This window comes from Xanthomonas sp. WHRI 8932A (assembly GCF_035012785.1).
Lineage (GTDB): Bacteria > Pseudomonadota > Gammaproteobacteria > Xanthomonadales > Xanthomonadaceae > Xanthomonas.
Genome location: NZ_JAYGQQ010000003.1, coordinates 243,139 through 260,613, shown reverse-complemented (window position 1 = coordinate 260,613; position 17,475 = coordinate 243,139). Strand labels below are relative to the sequence as shown.

14 protein-coding genes and 1 other RNA gene are annotated in these 17,475 nt (G+C 64.2%); 5 read left to right on the top strand and 10 right to left on the bottom strand.

Annotated elements, in window-relative coordinates; translation table 11 throughout:
- The first annotated feature begins 69 nt into the window (after positions 1–69).
- The gene (locus VC212_RS06225) at positions 70–687 is read left to right on the top strand and encodes an HAD-IA family hydrolase (RefSeq protein WP_323514670.1); all 618 of its coding nucleotides are present in this window, start codon (positions 70–72) and stop codon (positions 685–687) included.
- Between the two features lie 516 nt (positions 688–1,203).
- On the opposite strand, the gene VC212_RS06220 is transcribed toward VC212_RS06225, so the two are convergent.
- Complete coding sequence (locus tag VC212_RS06220) at positions 1,204–2,430, bottom strand: acetylornithine transaminase (RefSeq protein WP_323514671.1); 1,227 nt, start codon at positions 2,428–2,430, stop codon at positions 1,204–1,206.
- Positions 2,431–2,502: 72 nt separating this feature from the next.
- Here VC212_RS06220 and VC212_RS06215 point away from each other — a divergent pair, with 72 nt between their 5' ends.
- Positions 2,503–3,375, top strand: coding sequence for an ion transporter (locus VC212_RS06215; protein ID WP_115584534.1), 873 nt, complete (start codon positions 2,503–2,505; stop codon positions 3,373–3,375).
- A gap of 271 nt (positions 3,376–3,646) precedes the next feature.
- Here VC212_RS06215 and VC212_RS06210 read toward each other — a convergent pair whose 3' ends face one another.
- From VC212_RS06210 to VC212_RS06195, 4 genes are all read right to left on the bottom strand, one after another.
- Positions 3,647–4,588 carry a YiiG family protein gene (locus tag VC212_RS06210; RefSeq protein WP_323514673.1) on the bottom strand — a complete coding sequence of 314 codons (942 nt, stop codon included), beginning with the start codon at positions 4,586–4,588 and terminating at the stop codon, positions 3,647–3,649.
- Positions 4,589–4,708: 120 nt separating this feature from the next.
- Positions 4,709–5,701 (bottom strand): YiiG family protein, encoded by a 993-nt coding sequence (locus VC212_RS06205; protein WP_323514674.1) that lies wholly within the window; start codon positions 5,699–5,701, stop codon positions 4,709–4,711.
- Between the two features lie 337 nt (positions 5,702–6,038).
- Entirely contained in the window at positions 6,039–6,854 is an 816-nt protein-coding gene (locus VC212_RS06200) for an NAD(P)-dependent oxidoreductase (RefSeq protein ID WP_323514675.1), read from the bottom strand.
- A gap of 142 nt (positions 6,855–6,996) precedes the next feature.
- Positions 6,997–7,656 (bottom strand): serine/threonine-protein kinase, encoded by a 660-nt coding sequence (locus VC212_RS06195; protein ID WP_055848499.1) that lies wholly within the window; start codon positions 7,654–7,656, stop codon positions 6,997–6,999.
- A gap of 162 nt (positions 7,657–7,818) precedes the next feature.
- Here VC212_RS06195 and VC212_RS06190 point away from each other — a divergent pair, with 162 nt between their 5' ends.
- Positions 7,819–9,906: a VTT domain-containing protein gene (locus VC212_RS06190; protein ID WP_323514677.1), complete on the top strand. Its 2,088-nt coding sequence runs from the start codon at positions 7,819–7,821 to the stop codon at positions 9,904–9,906.
- A 152-nt stretch (positions 9,907–10,058) separates the two neighbouring features.
- Here VC212_RS06190 and VC212_RS06185 read toward each other — a convergent pair.
- The 5 genes from VC212_RS06185 to VC212_RS06165 form a co-directional block, all read right to left on the bottom strand.
- Positions 10,059–10,131, bottom strand: a non-coding RNA gene (locus VC212_RS06185) — sX9 sRNA.
- Positions 10,132–10,693: 562 nt separating this feature from the next.
- Positions 10,694–11,578: a bestrophin family ion channel gene (locus VC212_RS06180; RefSeq protein ID WP_115562816.1), complete on the bottom strand. Its 885-nt coding sequence runs from the start codon at positions 11,576–11,578 to the stop codon at positions 10,694–10,696.
- 284 nt (positions 11,579–11,862) lie between these two features.
- The gene (locus VC212_RS06175) at positions 11,863–12,459 is read right to left on the bottom strand and encodes an LON peptidase substrate-binding domain-containing protein (RefSeq protein ID WP_323514678.1); all 597 of its coding nucleotides are present in this window, start codon (positions 12,457–12,459) and stop codon (positions 11,863–11,865) included.
- The gene (mpl, locus tag VC212_RS06170) at positions 12,459–13,826 is read right to left on the bottom strand and encodes a UDP-N-acetylmuramate:L-alanyl-gamma-D-glutamyl-meso-diaminopimelate ligase (protein ID WP_323514679.1); all 1,368 of its coding nucleotides are present in this window, start codon (positions 13,824–13,826) and stop codon (positions 12,459–12,461) included. The genes VC212_RS06175 and mpl overlap by 1 nt, the downstream gene beginning before the upstream one ends.
- 342 nt (positions 13,827–14,168) lie before the next feature.
- Positions 14,169–14,732: an adenylate kinase gene (locus tag VC212_RS06165; protein ID WP_055848486.1), complete on the bottom strand. Its 564-nt coding sequence runs from the start codon at positions 14,730–14,732 to the stop codon at positions 14,169–14,171.
- Between the two features lie 159 nt (positions 14,733–14,891).
- On the opposite strand from VC212_RS06165, the gene VC212_RS06160 reads away from it, so the two are divergent.
- Positions 14,892–16,148, top strand: coding sequence for a 6-phosphofructokinase (locus VC212_RS06160; protein WP_115513811.1), 1,257 nt, complete (start codon positions 14,892–14,894; stop codon positions 16,146–16,148).
- A 565-nt stretch (positions 16,149–16,713) separates the two neighbouring features.
- Positions 16,714–17,475 (top strand): hypothetical protein, encoded by a 762-nt coding sequence (locus VC212_RS06155; RefSeq protein WP_115554533.1) that lies wholly within the window; start codon positions 16,714–16,716, stop codon positions 17,473–17,475.

The window sequence follows — 17,475 nt, the reverse complement described above, 5'->3', positions numbered from 1 at the left end:
GAGATCCCGCATGCTTGCGATGCGGCGGCAGATCGACAACGCTGCGTGCCCACCTCATGAGCACGCCCCATGTCGCCTGTACGCCCGTCCTTGCTGCTGCTGGATTTCGATGGCGTGTTGGCCAGCTATTCGCGTCCGCGCCGGCTGGCCGCACTAGCGACTGCAGCTGCATGTCCGCCGCAGCGCGTGCAGCAGGTCCTGTTCGAACAGGGACTGGAGCGTGCCTACGATGCCGGTGAGCTCGACACGCAGGCCTATCTGACCCAATTGAGCGACGGGCTGGGACATCCGATAGACCGCACCACCTGGATCGCGGCACGCGTGGCAGCGTGCCGCGCAGATCCCGCGGTGGTAGCGCAGGTGCTGGCGGTGTCGGCGACGACCGCGGTGGCGGTGCTCACCAACAACGGCCCGTTGATGGCGGAAGCGATCGCGCAACTCGTGCCGTCGCTATTTCCGTTATTGCAGGGCCGCGTACTGTGCAGCGGTGCGCTAGGCGGCAGAAAACCGCAGCTGGAGGTGTATCAGCGCGCGCTTGCGCAGCTGGGTGCGGAACCGGCACGCACCTTGTTCGTCGATGACCTTTTCGTCAACGTCCGCGGCGCCCGCGCCGCCGGATTGCATGCTGATACCGTGCGCGATGCCCGTGCATTGCGACGGGTGTTGAAGCGGTATGGGTTGGGGTGAAATCGGGAATAGGGAATAGGGAATAGGGAATGGGGAGTGGGGAGTGGGGAGTGGGGAGTGGGGAGTGGGGAGTCGGAAGTCTGATCAGCGTTCGCCGACCTGCGTGAGAGATCAACGCTGTGCCGAGCGACCAGAGGCGGCTACATCTGCACGCGAATACGCTGCCAAGTACCACGCCACCCGAGTGGACGCATGCTGGTCACGCTGCGATGGATCAGGCCGAGCACGCGGTCATCGATATCCCATCCGCCAGCCTGCACTCCTCCGCGCACGCGCGAGAAAAACACGGTCAATCGTGCACAAATACGCAACCAGACCAGTCGAAGCAAAACCCAACTGCACCAACTAGCCCCTCTCCCGTCGGGAGAGGGGTTGGGGTGAGGGTACGGTGTTGCGATACAGGGCCGTCACCTAGACACCGCCTTACGCAATCCACAAACGCACCCGCTCACGCGTCACACGCCTTACCAATCAGCGCCCTACCAGCCACCAACACGCAACCGACCAAACAACCCATCACCGCTGCGCGGCGTACTCGGCAATCGCCAGGCGCAGACGCGCCAGGCCGTCGGCCAGCTCGGCGTCGGTCAGATTGAGTGCCGGCACAAAACGCAGCACATCCGGGCCGGCCTGCAGCAGCAGCAAACCATGCTTGGCTGCCAGATCCAGCAGCGCACCGGCCTGCCCGGCATGCGCCGGTGCCAGCACCGCGCCGAGCATCAACCCACGCCCGCGCACCTGTGCGAACAGGCCGAACTCGGCATTAAGCGTATCCAGGCCCGCACGCAACGCCGCCGACTGCCGCTCCACATTTTCGGCAATCTGCGGCGAAGCCAGCTTGCGCAGCGCCACGCGCGCCACCGCAGCAGCCAGCGGATTGCCGCCGAAGGTGGTGCCATGCGCGCCGAACTGCATGGTCTCGGCGACCTTGGGGCCGGCCAGCATCGCGCCGATCGGGAAACCGCCACCCAGCGCCTTGGCCAGCGTCACGATGTCCGGCGTCACCTGCTCCTGCCAATGCGCGAACAACGTGCCGGTGCGGCCCATGCCGCATTGAATTTCGTCCAGCACCAACAAGGCATCGTGTCGATCGCACAATGCACGCACCTGCGCCAGGAAGCCCGGCGCCGCCGGCATCACTCCGCCCTCGCCCTGGATCGGCTCCAGCATCACCGCGGCTACGTCGCCGCTGGCCATCGCCGCTTCCAGCGCCGCCACATCGTTGAAATCCACATAGCGGAATCCGCCCGGCAGCGGCTCGTAGCCTTCCTGATATTTCGGCTGCGCGGTGGCGGTGACCGAGGCCAGCGTGCGGCCGTGGAAGCTGCCACGGAACGTCACGATGACGCGCTTGTCGGCTGGGCGGCCCTGATTGCTTGCCCATTTGCGCACCAGCTTGATGGCCGCCTCGTTGGCTTCGGTGCCGGAGTTGCACAGAAAGACTTTTTCGGCAAAACGCGACGCGCCGACCAGTTCCTCGGCCAGCCGCAGCGGCGGCTCGCTGTAGAAGATGTTGCTGGTGTGCCACAGCTTGCCCGCCTGCTCGGTGAGCGCGGCGACCAGATCCGCATCGTTATGGCCCAGCCCGCTCACCGCGATGCCAGAGGACAGATCCAGATACTCGCGCCCCGCGTCATCCCATACGCGACTGCCCTGACCGCGCTCCAGCACCACCTGGCGCGGGCGATACACCGGCAGGTAGTAGTGCGCGAGGGACAGGGGCGAATCGGCAGCGGTGCTCATGATGGTGGGTCGCAGAAGCGGAGGGAGAACCCGCATTCTCGCGCATTCGCCGGCCTGCGGCACAATGTGCGCATGCGCCCTTTCTCCGATCCTCAGCTCACTCCCGCCACCGCCGACGGCTGGCGCCGGCAGTGGTTCGACATCATCTACCGCCACGACACGCGCCCATCGCGCAATTTCGACCTGATGCTGGTGGTGGCGATCCTGACCAGCGTGATCGTGATCATGATCGACAGCGTGCCGCGCATCCACGCGCATTCGGCGCACTGGCTGGTGCCGCTGGAGTGGGCATTCACGGTCCTGTTCACCATCGAATACGTGGCGCGCCTGGCAGTGGTACGGCGCCCGCTGCACTACGCACTCAGCGTGTGGGGCGTGATCGACCTGCTGTCGATCCTGCCCAGCTATCTGTCGTTCTTCGTGCCGGGTGCACAGACCCTGCTGGTCGTGCGCGTGCTGCGCATCCTGCGCCTGTTCCGCATCCTCAAACTCACCCGCTATATCCAGGAAAGCGGGCAATTGGTCGACGCGCTATGGCGCAGCCGCCGCAAAGTGCTGGTATTCCTGTTCACCGTGCTCACCATCACCGTGATCGCCGGCGCCACGATGTACGTCATCGAAGGCCCGCAACACGGCTTTACCAGCATCCCGACCAGCATGTATTGGGCCATCGTCACCATGGCCACGGTGGGCTTTGGCGATCTGGTGCCGCAAACCACGCTTGGCCGCTTTGTCACCTCCGCACTGATCCTGATCGGCTATAGCATCATCGCCGTGCCCACCGGCATCTACACCGCCGAGCTTGCCACCACGCTGCGCGAAGGCGGCCACACCGGTCGGCGCGACGTTCGCAACTGCGCCCGCTGCGGGCTGGAAGGCCACGCATCGGACGCGCGCTACTGCCGGCAATGCGCCGAGCCGCTGCCGGATATCGCCAACGGCTGACACAAGGCGGCAGCGCGCAGGCATCGACGGGAGGCAAATCAGGTGGTGGGCATCACCACCGTAAGCTGCGTGACCGGTGCGCAGGCAATCGCCGCTTGCATCGCCGCAGCACGAGGTCGGTGCATCCGTCTCGCATTGGCCAACCAACAACCGGCGCGCCATCGCCGGCCCGTTGCGGACCGCCTGACCGAAGCGACCCACGTCCCGCCCATGCAGCGCTGGCACCCGAAAGAGCGCGCCAGGCACTGAGCGCAGCCACTGCAGGTCGCGCTTACTGCGACATGCGGTTACTCATGTCGATCAGATCGTTGTAGCTGGCCAGCACTGCCTGACGCGTGCCGCCCGGCGGGATCGAGCCGCTTTCCAGCAGCATCTGCTCGCTCTTGCTCAGCGGTGTGTTGGTGCGGATGCGCTCGACCAGACGTCCGGACTCGCGCGCCAGCTTATCGGCAGCGCGTTCCATGTGTCCCCACATCGCATCGCCCTGGCCCACCTTGGCTTTCTGCGCCTCTTCCAGAATGCTCTGGTAACGCGCGAGCTGGCTTTGCGCTGCCGCAAGATCCGGCGCATTGCTATCCAACACCTGCACCAGATGCTTGCCTTCGCCGGTGATCTTCAAGTGATACCAGGACGCGCTGCGGCCTTCTTCCTTTTCGATCGCATCGATCCGCGCCTGACGCCGGGTGTCTTCGTTGCGGTCCAGCGCCGCATTCATCGCGTCGCCCGCATCGAAGAACGCTGCGTAGGCCTGCATCAACGGCGCATGCAGCGCACGCATGCCCTTGCCGTCGTCGCGCAGATAATCCTCGCGATCGTAATACCGCACCGCTTCGCCGATGCGCTCATTGAGCGTGGCAAACCGCTGCTGATAGGTCTTTGCGACCGGGTCGAGTTCGGCGTTGGCCGGTTGCTGCGCCATTGCGGCAGTCATCGGTGCGCCGCAGGCCTCGACCCGATGCGACAGCACCGTTCCCGGTGCACGGATATTTTCTTCCTTGCCCGTTGGCCCGGCCTGCGGGTCCTTCATCCAGCCGGTGTAGGTCTGGTAACTCTCATGCAGCGGCTGCTGGACACCGTTGAAGCAGGCGATGTAGGCATTGATCTTGTCGGCATCGGGCGCAGCCGCAACCGGCGCATCTTTCTGGCAGCCGGCAAGCAGCGCGGCAAGTGCAACCGCTGCGCTGAGCGGTGCGTAACGACGTGGATGGCGCATGCGGTAGTTCCTGTGCAGTGGTGAAGAAATGAGGTGAGGTGAGCAACAGTCGACCGCGTGCGTTGTCGTCAGCGCAGAGCGTATGGCCTCACGCGCTGCATCGTGCGATGACGCTGGCAGTTACTGCCGATTGCTCTCGGACACCAACGCGTTGTAAGTATTGAGCAACTTGCGCGGCGATCCTTCCGGCGCCAACGAGGGGCTATCGAGCCAGCCCTCTTCGATGCGGCTATAAGGCGTTTTGTCGACCACGCGTTTCACCCGCGCCTTGGCCTGCCTGCGGAAGTCTTCCGCAGCGGTTTCGAAGCTGTTCCATTTGAGTTTGTCCGGCTCCTGGTCGGCCACCTTGGCATGCGCCTCGTCGGAGAGGCGGTTGAAGCCGTCCAGCAGCGTGTTTGCACGCGCGGTGTCGAACTGATCTTCCTGCAGTACGTCGGTCAGTTGCTTGGCATCGAGCATCATCGACAGCCGGTAATACTCGCGCGTGCGTCCCTCCTCGCGCTCCAGCGTCTTGAGCGTTTCGCGATGCGCTGCATCGTTCTGCGCTTCCAGCTCGGTACCGAATGCGCTGCTGGCCTCGGCATAACGCTCCAGCGCCGCCATCAACGGCGCGTGCAGTTGCTTGCCCTTGGCGAACTGGTCGTCTTCATCATCCTGGCGCGCGTAGTAATCGGCCACCTGGTGACTGATCGGCCGCAACGCCTGCAATGCCGCGTGATACTCCCGAGCCGCCGCATCCAGTGCCGGCAGCGACGGTTGCCCCGCAGCCGCCGCGCTGACAGGCGCATCGCACGCCTTCATGTCGACGTCGCTGATGTCGTAGGGGCCGGCCACGCGCGTTTCGCGCCCGCTAGGGCCGGCGGCTGCATCGTCGATCGAACCGGTGTAATGCTTGGCACCGGTATGCACCGGCAGATCGACGCGGTTGAAGCAATCGATATACGCACCGAGTTTGGCGTTGAGCGCATGCTGCGCATCGCTCGGCGCATCGGCGCTCTTACTGGCAGCCGCGTTGCCGGTCGGCGTGGTCTGTTTGCTGCAGCCGGCGCAGAGCGCAAGCACAAACACAAACAGGGCGGGCGCAAACGCGCCGGACTTCAGGAACACGGGCAAACGTCCTTGTTGGAAACGATTTCAGCCGCGCACGATAGCAAACTGCGGCGTGAAATCATCGTGCTCGGCAGTGAAGTGGACGGCGGCGTTCGTCTGCGCGGCAGGCGGTGATGCGCACAAGGTCAATCGTTTTTTCGTGGACGAATGGCTCGCAGCGTCTGCATCGATGTATCGGCGCACGGCCACCTGCACCGCGCTTGGAGCTATAAAAACCAGAGCGAGCAGTCGTCGGGCAAATGTGGACGGCGCACGCGGCACCGCAACGGATGAGCGGTACACGCCGCGCCGAGCACCGGCCGCGCCCGCCTGTCGCCTACGCAGTCGTTCTGTCAGCCGCTCAGTCGAGAAACAGATCCGGCAACAGGCTCCGTGACGGATCGACCGCATAACCGCTGAAGTCGGTGACGCCGGCCTGCGTCAGCACCTCTTCGTCGATCAGAAACTGACCATGGAAACCGACCGCAGCCCGTGTCAGCACCGCATGCGCCGCATCGGCCACGATCTCCGGGCGACGACAGGCAGCGGCGTCCACGCCCGGCAGCATGTTGACCGCATCGGTGGCAATCACCGTGCGCGGCCACAACGCATTGACCGCCACGCCCTGCGGGCCGAACTCAGCGGCCAGCCCCAGTGTCACCAGACTCATGCCCATCTTGGCCAGCGTGTAGCCGGTATGCGCGCCCCACCACGCCGGGTTCAACGATGGCGGCGGGGCAAGGCTGAGGATGTGCGGATTGGGCGCCTTCAACAGATGCGGCAGGCAGGCTTGCGCGCACACAAAACTGCCGCGCGCGTTGACCTGTTGCATCAGGTCGAAGCGCTTCATCGGCGTGTCCAAGGTGCCGCGCAACCAGATCGCGCTGGCGTTGTTGACCAGGATATCGATGCCACCGAACGCTTCCACGGTGGCGGCAACAGCGGCCTGCACTTGCGCTTCGTCGCGGATATCGCATTTGAGCGCCAGCGCCTTTCCACCTGCCGCAACGACTGCTGAGGCAGCGCTGTGAATGGTGCCAGGCAACTTGGGATTGGCCACCGCCGATTTGGCCGCGATGACCACATTCGCCCCATCGCGCGCCGCCCGCAACGCAATCGCCAAACCAATCCCACGCGAGGCACCAGTGATGAAGAGCGTTTTGTCTTTTAGCGTCATGGGAGTCGGGAATCGGGAATCGGGAATCGGGAATCGGGAATCGCAAGAGCTTAGCGCCTTGAACGTCCACCAGCCGACGAACAATCAACTCACGCGATACGCTCTACCGATTCCCCATTCTCGATTCCCGATTACCAGCCCCTCAGGGCTTCGGCCCCTGCCCTTCGTTGTCTTCCCAGTGCAGGATGCGCCGGGTCACAAAGCGGTAGACCGGTTTGCCGGTGGCGAACCACAGCTCGCGTACCCACGACCTGCGCTTGAGCACGCGACGCTCCACTGGCGTGATCGCGGCCGGGCAATACATGCGTTTGTGCTTGAGCAGGTGACGCAGGTCTTCGCGTGCAAGCAGACGCATCCAGCGCGCGCGTGGGTGGCCGCGTACCGCCAGCTGGAAATCGATCACCGCCGGGCTGCCATCGTCCTGCACCAGCCAGTTGGCTTCCTTGGCCAGATCGTTGTGGGCCACGCCACACCGATGCAGCTGCTGCAACAGCCTGCGCGCCTGCCTGAAATACGCCAGATCACCGCGTGGCGGGCGCTGGTACATCGCATCGCCGGCCAGATAGCTGCGGTCCAGATGGCGCCCGTCCCAGCGCAACAGCCGTGGCGTGTGTGGCAAGCCATCCAGCTGCCGCAGCGCCAGCGCTTCGCGACGTGCCAGCCACCAGGCCACCCCACGCAGAAGCCAGGGCGCCACGCTAAGGTCGCGCCGCACAAACACCCGGCCAGCGTCGCGGATCAACAAAATGCGCCCGAACGTATCGGACTTCAGCGGGAGATTGTCGGCGGGCTCGTGACTCATTCCCCATTGTAGGCGGGCAGCCCGCATCGCCGTACTGCCGTTGCAGCGCGTGCCGATGACACACGCCCGCACCGTGGCCTGGTTGCAACCTCAGGTGAAGCCAACCGGCCGATGTGAGCATGGCGCAAGTCAGTCGTCGCCCTGCCCACTTATAATTCGGGAATGAACTCATGGATCGACGCCACGCTGGAGTGGATCGGACACCACCCCACCTTGGCTGGCGTGGTGATCTTTGCCATCGCATTCTGTGATGCGGTGATCGTGCTCGGTGCCATCGTGCCCGCGCTGCCGCTGCTGTTCGCCATCGGCGTGCTGATCGGGCTCGGCCAGATCAACGGCCCGTATGCAGTGGTGTGCGCCACCCTGGGGGCGTTTATCGGCGATGCGTTGAGCTTCTGGGTGGGCCATCGCTGGGGCCACCAGTTGCACACGTATTGGCCGTTTCGGCGCTATCCCCAGTTGCTGGAACGCGGTGAGCTGCTGTTCCGACGCAACGCCTTCAAGAGCATTCTGATCGCGCGCTATGTCGGCGCGGTGCGGCCGTTCGTACCCGCCATCGCCGGCATGTCGCACATGCCGTTTAAGCGCTATCTGTTCGCCAGCGGGCTGGCCTGCGTGTCGTGGGCGCTGCTATTTCTGGTGCCGGGCTGGGTGTTGGGCACCGCTTACGACGCGGTCGCTGCAGTCGCCGGGCGCCTGTTCGTAGTGGTCACCCTGCTGGCTGCGGTGATCGGCCTGGCCTGGGCGGTGGTGCTGTATTCGTACCGCTGGTCGGCAGGCCATCTGGATGCACTGCTGGCGCGATTGCTGGAGTGGTCGCATCGGCACCCGGTGCTGGGCAACTGGTCGGTCAGCGTGTTCGACCCACGCCGGCGCGAATCGGTCCCGCTGGCGATGATGGCGCTGATGCTGTTGCTGCTGGGCTGGGGTTGGTTCGTGTTGCTGATGGTGGTGCTGGCGCATGGCGAACCGCTGCGCGTGGACCTCGCTGTGCACGATTTGATGCTGGCGCTGCGCAACCCGCTGGCCGACTACCCGATGGTGGCGCTGGCCTCGCTGGGCGATTGGCAGGTGTTGTTGCCGGCGATCGCCGCAGCGATGGGCTACCTGGCCTGGCGTCGGCGCTGGATGGCGGTGGCGCATTGGGTGATCGCACTGGCGTTTGGCCTGGCCCTGACGCAGTTGCTGGGCGCCACCGTGCAGGTGGTGCGCCCACCGGCCGCCAGCAGCGGGTTCGGATTCCCGTCGGTGGCGGTCACCATGGCCACGATCGGGTTCGGGTTTTTCGCGCTGTTGATCGCACGCGAACTGCCCGGCCGCCGCCGCGTCTGGCCGTATCTGGTCAGTGGCGCCATCGTCTCGCTGATCGGCTTCGCACGCCTGTACCTGGGGGCGCATTGGCTCAGCGATGTGGTCGGCGGCATGTTGTTCGGCATCTTCTGGCTGCTGGTGCTGGGCATTGCGTATCGCCGCCGCGCCACGCGCGCGTTCTGGGTCAAGCCGGTGTCGTGGATCTTCTACGGCGTGTTCGTGAGCTGCGCGATCTTCTTTGCGCCGCGTAATCTCGGCACCAAGCTGGCCAAGTTCGAACCGCCACCGCCGCTGCTGATGGACCTGCCCGCCAGCGACTGGTGGGAGGGCCAATGGCGGCTGCTGCCTGCACGTCGCAATGAATTCGACGACGACCAGCGCTGGCCGCTGGACGTGCAGGTGGCCGGCCCGCTCGCGCCACTACAACGCCAGCTCGAAGCACGCGGCTGGCGGACACAACCGCAGGCCGGCTGGGAACAGGCATTGCACCTGCTGGATGTCAGCGGCCGCCCGGACGAAGTGCCGATTCTGCCGGCCACGCTGGACACACAAGTGGAAGCCCTGCTGATGGTGCGTCATGCAGCGCCCGGGCACGTGCATGTGTTGCGCCTGTGGCCTGCAGCCGCGCGACTGCAGCCCAGCGCACAACCGCTGTGGGTAGGCAGCACGCAGACCTTGCGCTACAGCCGCCACTTCAGCCTGATCGGCCTGTGGTACCCACTACGCGGCGTGGACCCTGCACTCAGCGCGTTGCGCGACGCACTCGGCCCGCTGCCGCATCGCGTGGAGCAGCGTCGCCGCTCGCAGGTACCGGTGATCCTGATCGACAGTACGTCGGGCAACGCGGTGCGTGGCGAGAACAAAGACAACGCTGCATCGCAGACGGAAACCACTGCGTCCGATCTGGCTGCATCGCATCCGTCACAACAGCGTCGTTGATCGATCGGGTAACAGCGGCGATCGGCCGGCGAACGCGCAGTCCGGTTGATAAGAACTGCTAGTAAAACTTTTTGAACGCTGCCTTGATGGGGGCAACGCGTTGCGTCGCTTAGATGCAGACGGATGTTTAGGTCAACAGCCTTGGTGAGAGCGGCTAACAAAACGCAGCGAGCAGTCGTCAGGTGGGTGTGGACGACGCGCGGGAACTGGAGTGTACGAGTGGATTCCGAGCACCAGCCGCGCCCGCCTGGCGGCTGCACAGTCCTTTTGTTAGCTGCTCTTAGTCGAGGGTGCGGCGCCCTCACCGCTCGCGGGACACGCCGTGAACCCATCCCTGGGGGCTCGGTGGCGGCATCCATGCCGCCACACGGTCCCGCAAGCGGCGAGGACACCGCACCAGGACGTTGGTCGTTAGCTGCGTAAAAGAGCTGGTCGTCTCGCGCGTCGCAGTGGCCTGCTGATGCGGATCGCACACACATGTGAGCTAGCAAAGTAGAAGCACATCATGCATTGCTTGCACCAAGCACACCGACCATCTCGACTGGCCCTTGCCCGCCCACCGTCGCGGGACCTTACGCGGCATGGATGCCGCGTAAGAGCCTCCAGGGACGGATTCACGGCGTGTCCCGTGATGGTGGGCGGGCAAGGGCCCTGCACCCAAGCCGCAGATCAGCCGCTCTACAACCAAAGCATCCGCACCATTCCATTACCTCTCAAGGTGACCGAGAGCTTGTGCTTCAGCGCCGTTTGGATGGGCACAAGCCGCATTGGTCAAGCGCGCAACGCCTCACCACAACACCCCATCCACCGGTTGCATTGGCTCCGGTGCGGGTTCGCCAATTGCCTGCAGGGCATCGATCTCCACCGTGCGGCACATGGTGTCCAGCGGCAGATCGTGGATTGTGTTGGCAAACGGATCGACCAGCTCATCGCCGATCTTCAGCACCGCCAAAAACATCAAGCCGGCGACCGTCGATCCTACCGGCGTGGCGTACTGCAGCGTTTCCACCAGGCCGATCGGCAACAGCACGCAAAACAGCCGTGTAAAAAGGTTCGGATAGAAGCGGTACTGATACGGCAGCGGCGTATTTTTCAGCCGCTCCATGCCGCCCTGCGCGTTGGCGATATCCACCAGAATGCGCTCGACGCTGGCCTGCTGGATGCTGTCGATCCAGCCATCGCGCCGCGCCTGTTCCACGGCACGGCCTGTCGTATCGAGCAAGCCATTGGCCACGTTCGTACGCGTGATCACCGCTGCCACTTCGTCGGCATCCAGCCGCGACTGCAAGGCCATCGCCACCGGCAACCGCCGCAGCTGGCAGCGCAGGGCATTGACGTAGGCGATCTGCCGTAGCGCGATCGTGCGCCCCAGCGCTGCAGCTTCTGGCGCAGACAGGATGCTGACGCTCAGGCGCACCAGATTGCGCGATGCATTGATCATCTGGCCCCACAGCACGCGGCCTTCCCACCAGCGTTGATAGGTGGAATTGGCGCGAAAGCCCAGGAATAACGCCAGTGCCGAACCGAAAATGGTCAACGGCAATGCCGGCGCGCGGAACGGCAGCACGTAATAGATGATCGTGATCAACACGTCCCAGACAAACAACACCGCCAGGGTCCGCCAGACCTGACTGAACACATCCGCCACACGCGGTTTCACATCGATGATCAAGGCACACTCCCTCACTAAAAACGCGTATCGCCCTTGCGCGCATCCAGTGCATGGATGCCATCGCTAGCGCACTCAAGCGTAAGAAGTCTGCCGCGACGGCGGTGCAAGTGCGGTGATGGGGCGATAGAAGCAGTGCCTCGCGAGAGCAAAACACTTCTGCGCGATCATTGACTAGCTGCGGCCGATGCCCGGAAGCGGCATGCAGTGCCTATCCACGTTCGTCTCCTTCGCACCCGATGCACGGCGGCGCCTGCTGATTGGCCGCGCTACGTGATTGCCCGCGCTCAGGGCATCCAGGCCAGCAACTGCTCCAGACGCTGATGCGGGTCGTCCTGCTGCAACAACGACAAGCGTTGCTGCTCGGTCAATGGCAACAACTCGGCCAGCCGCCAGCCCACCCATGCGGACTGATCCAGCAACCCCGGGCCGACCGAGGCAAATTCGCCGCCCACCTGTTCGAGCATGCGCTCGAGCACGGTTGCCAACAGGCTGTGCTCGGGCCGCAATTCGTCGTCGGGATCCGGCTCGCACCAGCTCACCTCGCCCACCAACAGCCCGTTGTCGCGGATGCGCGAGCGCTGCACATGAAAGCGACGCGTGCCGCGTAGACGTAGCACCAGCACGCCATCGGCGCCGACATCGAAATCCTCGATCCGCACTTCGGTGCCGAACGCCGCCGGTGTTGCCGGTACGCCCACCTCATTGCCATCCAGGATCAGGCACACGCCGAAGCTGGTGCCGTTGCGCCCGCATTCGCGCACCAGATCCAGATAGCGGCGCTCGAATACGCGCAGCCCCATCGCCGCGCCCGGCAACAACACGCTGTGCAGCGGAAACAGCGGCAAAGCGCTGGTGTCGTCAGTGTCCGCGATCGACGCCATCACGACAGCTGCGCCAGAAAGCGACGCGGCGCGCCGTCGAATCCGCCATTGGACATAAACACCACATGGTCGCCCGGCTGCGCGATGTCGCCCAGCGTCTGCAGCAACGCCTCCACGTCATGCGCCACGTGTGCCTGCCCGCGCACCTGCGCGATGATCGGTGCCGCATCCCATGGCAACTCGGGACGATGCAGGAATACCACCGCGTCGGCATCGTGCAGCGACGGCGCCAACGCCTGCGCATGCGCGCCCAACCGCATCGAATTGCTGCGCGGCTCCATCGCCACCAGCACACGCGCCGCGCCCACCTTCGCACGCAGCCCCTGCAAGGTGGTCGCAATGGCGGTGGGGTGATGCGCGAAGTCGTCGTAGATGGTGATCCCGCGCGCCTGCCCCAACACTTCCAGTCGGCGTTTGACGCTCTGAAAGTGCGCCAGCGCCGGCATCACCGTTGCCGGATCCACGCCCACCGCATGCACAGCGGCCAGCGCCGCCAGTGCGTTGAGCACGTTGTGCCGCCCGACCAGCGGCCACTGCACCTGGCCGATCTCCACGCCGCGATGCGCGACCGCAAACATGCTGCCATCGGCGGCCACCAAGCGCGCGCTCCACTCCAGCGCCGCATCGAAACCGAACCGCTCCACCGGCGTCCAGCAGCCCATCGCCAACACCTCGGCAAGTCGCGCGTCTTCGCCATTGACGATCAGCCGCCCGCGCGCCGGTACGGTGCGGACCAGATGATGGAACTGCCGTTGGATGGCGGCCACGTCAGGAAAAATATCGGCGTGGTCGTATTCGAGGTTATTGAGGATCGCCACCAGCGGTCGGTAGTGCACGAACTTGCTGCGCTTGTCGAAGAAGGCGGTGTCGTATTCGTCGGCTTCCACCACGAACGCGCGCCCCTGCCCCAGCCGCGCCGACACGCCGAAATCCTCGGCCACGCCGCCGATCAAAAAGCCCGGCGCGCGCCCGGCCGCCTCCAGCAGATAGCTCAGGATGGTGGTGGTGGTGGTCTTGCCATGGGTACCGGCGACCGCCAGCGTGTCGCGGCCCGGCAGCACCTGCTCGGCCAGCCATTGGGCGCCTGAGCTATAGCGGCGGCCTGCATCGAGCACCGCTTCCACAGCCGGATTGCCGCGCGACAAGGCATTGCCGATGACCACCTCGGTGGCGTCGGCGGAAATATTGGACGGCGCGTAGCCCTGGGCCAGCGAAATCCCGAGCGTTTCCAGCTGGGTAGACATCGGTGGATAGATGGCCTGGTCGCTGCCTTCTACCTGCCAGCCCAGCTCGCGTGCCAGGGCGGCCACACCGCCCATGAAAGTCCCGGCGATGCCGAGGATGTGGAGTTTGCTCATGGAGCACATTGTCGCCGATCACCGGAGTTGCAGGACATTCCGATCCGCACCCGGCGCCGCTGTCAGGAAAGTCCTACCGTACTGTCGGGAATTTCCCGATATGCGAACTGCGTCACATCCCTCACTATGCTGAACGCCAGTCGCAGCACCCTTTGGTTCTACTCCCCAAGAGACCAAATCCCCAGGGAGCTCATGCTGTTGGGGCTCTGAGCAAGCTCATTACTGGCGTTATTCTGCCCCGGTCATCTTGTATGGCCGGGGTTTTTCTTTTCCGGGGTCTTGATCTGCACACGGCGCGGCCAACAGGCACGCGGTAAACACAGACCGGGCGTTGCGCCCGGTCCGGGTGACTCAGCGGCCGAGCGCCTTGCTGATGCGTTCCAGCACTTCGTCCAGCGACCCAACGCCATCCACACGCGCCAACTTGCCGCGCTGCTCGTAGAAGCCGATCACCGGCGCCGTTGAGTCGGTATAGACCTGCAGACGCTTGCGCACCGATTCCGGGTTGTCGTCCTCACGGCCTTCGGCCTTGGCACGTCCGGCGATGCGCTCGACCAGCAACTCGCTGGCGACGTCCAGCTGCACCACCGCATCCAGTGGCTGACCGATCTTGCTGAGCAGGTTGTCCAGCGCATTGGCCTGCGCCACATTGCGCGGATAACCATCGAGGATGAACCCCTTGGCGACATCGGCCTGACCAAGCCGCGACTCCAGCATGCCGAGCAGGATGTCGTCGGACACCAGATCGCCGCGTGCCATGACTTCCTTGGCCTTCAGGCCGAGCGGCGAGCCGGCGGCCACTTCGGCACGCAGCAGGTCGCCGGTGGAAATGTGCGGGATCTCAAACGAATCTTTGAGACGTGTCGCCTGGGTGCCCTTGCCCGAACCGGGCGGTCCCAACAGAACCAATCGCATCAGTGGACTCCACTTTCGAATAAAAACGCGTTGCGGTTGGCGGCGTTAGACTCAAGCCTTCGCCGGCGCTGACCGTATGGTCGTGCAGCTTACCCCATCCGGGGAATGTCCCGGCACTGTCCCCTGCGCCATGTTTCCATGTGAGGAGTCCGTCCCCCTATGTCCACTGGCAACTTGTTGTATGCCCAATCCGGCGGCGTCACCGCCGTCATCAACGCCACCGCTGCCGGCGTTATCACCGAAGCGCGTGCGCGCAAGATCAAGGTATTGGCCGCCCGCAACGGCATCCTGGGCGCGCTGCGCGAGGAGTTGATCGATACCTCCAAGGAATCGGCCTCCGCGATCGCCGCACTGGCGCAGACACCCGGCGGCGCGTTCGGCTCGTGCCGCTACAAGCTCAAGTCGCTCGAACAGGACAGCGCCAAGTACGAACGTCTGCTCGACGTGCTGCGCGCACATGACGTGCGCTGGTTCCTCTACAACGGCGGCAACGATTCGGCCGACACCGCATGGAAGGTCTCGCAGCTGGCCAAGGCTTACGGCTACCCGCTGCACTGCATCGGCGTGCCCAAGACCATCGACAACGATCTTGCGGTGACCGATACCTGCCCCGGGTTCGGCTCGGCGGCCAAATACACCGCGGTATCGGTGCGCGAAGCCGCACTGGATGTCGCCGCGATGGCCGACACCTCCACCAAGGTCTTCATCTACGAAGCGATGGGCCGCCACGCCGGCTGGCTTGCGGCCGCAGCGGGGCTCGCAGGTCAGGGCCCGGACGATGCACCGCAGATCATCCTGCTGCCCGAGCGCGCCTACGACCAAGCCGCGTTCCTGGCCAAGGTGAAACAGGTCGTCGAAAAGGTCGGCTGGTGCGTGGTGGTCGCCAGCGAAGGCATCCAGGACGCACACGGCAACTTCGTCGCCGATGCCGGTGGCGCAGCCGACTCATTCGGCCACGCGCAACTGGGCGGTGTGGCCGCATTCCTGGCCGCACAGGTCAAACAGGAACTGGGCTACAAGGTGCACTGGACCCTGCCGGATTACCTGCAGCGTTCCGCGCGCCACCTCGCCTCCAAGACCGACTGGGAACAGGCCCAGGCCGTCGGCAAGGCCGCCGTGCAATACGCACTCAAAGGCATGAACGCGGTGATTCCGGTGATCGAACGCGTCAGCGACGCCCCCTATCGCTGGAAGATCGTGCCCGCCCCGCTGCACAAGGTGGCCAATCACGAAAAGAAGATGCCGCCCAGCTTCCTGCGCAAGGACGGCTTCGGCATCACCGACCGCGCCCGCCGCTATTTCGCCCCACTGATCAAGGGCGAAGCCCCGCTGGCCTACGGTAACGACGGCCTGCCCAAGTATGTGACGTTGAAGAACGTGGCGGTGGCGAAGAAATTGCCGGTGTGGGAGGGGTGAGACGAGCTGCCAACCTGAACGTCTGCGACGGCATCAGTGGCTGACTGCGGAGGAAAGGAGCCCGTTGCGGCCGCCGAAACCGGGATTGCTGTGACGGACTGTCTTCATGGCGGCCGGCAGGTGCCGTTTCGCACCTGCCGTGTGTCGGCTGGAGCCTAAACTGACAAAGAGGACGCTCCACAGGCAAATGCCGCGATCGGCTGTAGGGATTTCCTTACAAAAAGCTGGCAGATCAAGCCAGGCGGCGCCTGGGCGGCGACCCCGCGGGTAAGGCAATACCTCATTAGTAGAAATTTGGTTAAGTGTGTGCCACAGTTCGCACCAAACCTGCCTCATCGCGCATAAGGATCATGGCCCAGCAGGCAATCATCTCCAGTCTTCCCCGGTGGTCAGCCAGTGCCGCCGGGGAGTCTGTGTCTGGACGAAACGGCCTCACTCACCCGCGACGAGCGCATGATTTATAAAGCCGGACCGTCCCGCTGAACGCGCATCTGGCATTCACCGCTGTTTTTGCTGCCGCTGTTCCCGCCACTCATCTATACCGAAAAGATCGACGAGACTCGCCATGACCGCACGTTCCTGCCGCCTCCGCCATCCGATTTCCCGCCTTGCCGCCGGCCTGCTGCTAAGCATCGGGCTGTGTGCAGGACCTGCCAACGCGCAAGTGATCATCACGAACCCGACGGGAATGGCAAAGGACCTCAAGGAATATGCGGAACAAGCCAAGCGATGGACCGAGACGATCAAGCAGTATCAACAGCAGCTGCAGCATTATCAGCAGCAGCTCATCAAGTTGCAGCGCCTGCAGTTCAACATGCCCCAGCTGGAAAACCAGTTCGTTCTGCGCGATGCAAGTTACGGGTTGGACGCGTACTGCCCCGGCGCGTCGGGTATTGCGGGCCTCATGGACCAGATCAAATCCATTCCGTTGAGCCTGACTGGCGGGGCCAATATTCAGGAACAGCAGCAACGTGTCTGCGCCAGTATCGTGCAAGCACAAAACGCCCAATACAACGAGGCAGTGAAGATCATCCAGCGCATGGTGGTGCGCAGTGCCGACTTCGAGAGGCTGGAGCGTCAGCGCGATAATGTAGGAACGAAGGAGGGCGCGCTGGCCGCAAACAACAATGAAGTGCAGCGCTATGTGGCGCGCAATGCATTGGAGCTGAGTCATTGGGAAGCCAAGATGAAGGCCTACGACATCTACATCGCCGGCCTCAAGGACGACCAGAGCCTGCTCGCCAAGCGCGCGCTTGAAGGCGACAAGGGCAATATTTTGGGGCAGATCGTCCAAGCAGCCGCACTGAAGATTGCGCTGTCTAAATAA

Coding starts and splice junctions, on each gene's coding strand:
- VC212_RS06225 (WP_323514670.1), top strand. CDS start 70: ATGTCGCCTGTACGCCCGTCCTTGCTGCTGCTGGATTTCGATGGCGTG.
- VC212_RS06220 (WP_323514671.1), bottom strand. CDS start 2,430: ATGAGCACCGCTGCCGATTCGCCCCTGTCCCTCGCGCACTACTACCTG.
- VC212_RS06215 (WP_115584534.1), top strand. CDS start 2,503: ATGCGCCCTTTCTCCGATCCTCAGCTCACTCCCGCCACCGCCGACGGC.
- VC212_RS06210 (WP_323514673.1), bottom strand. CDS start 4,588: ATGCGCCATCCACGTCGTTACGCACCGCTCAGCGCAGCGGTTGCACTT.
- VC212_RS06200 (WP_323514675.1), bottom strand. CDS start 6,854: ATGACGCTAAAAGACAAAACGCTCTTCATCACTGGTGCCTCGCGTGGG.
- VC212_RS06195 (WP_055848499.1), bottom strand. CDS start 7,656: ATGAGTCACGAGCCCGCCGACAATCTCCCGCTGAAGTCCGATACGTTC.
- VC212_RS06190 (WP_323514677.1), top strand. CDS start 7,819: ATGAACTCATGGATCGACGCCACGCTGGAGTGGATCGGACACCACCCC.
- VC212_RS06175 (WP_323514678.1), bottom strand. CDS start 12,459: ATGGCGTCGATCGCGGACACTGACGACACCAGCGCTTTGCCGCTGTTT.
- mpl (WP_323514679.1), bottom strand. CDS start 13,826: ATGTGCTCCATGAGCAAACTCCACATCCTCGGCATCGCCGGGACTTTC.
- VC212_RS06165 (WP_055848486.1), bottom strand. CDS start 14,732: ATGCGATTGGTTCTGTTGGGACCGCCCGGTTCGGGCAAGGGCACCCAG.
- VC212_RS06160 (WP_115513811.1), top strand. CDS start 14,892: ATGTCCACTGGCAACTTGTTGTATGCCCAATCCGGCGGCGTCACCGCC.
- VC212_RS06155 (WP_115554533.1), top strand. CDS start 16,714: ATGACCGCACGTTCCTGCCGCCTCCGCCATCCGATTTCCCGCCTTGCC.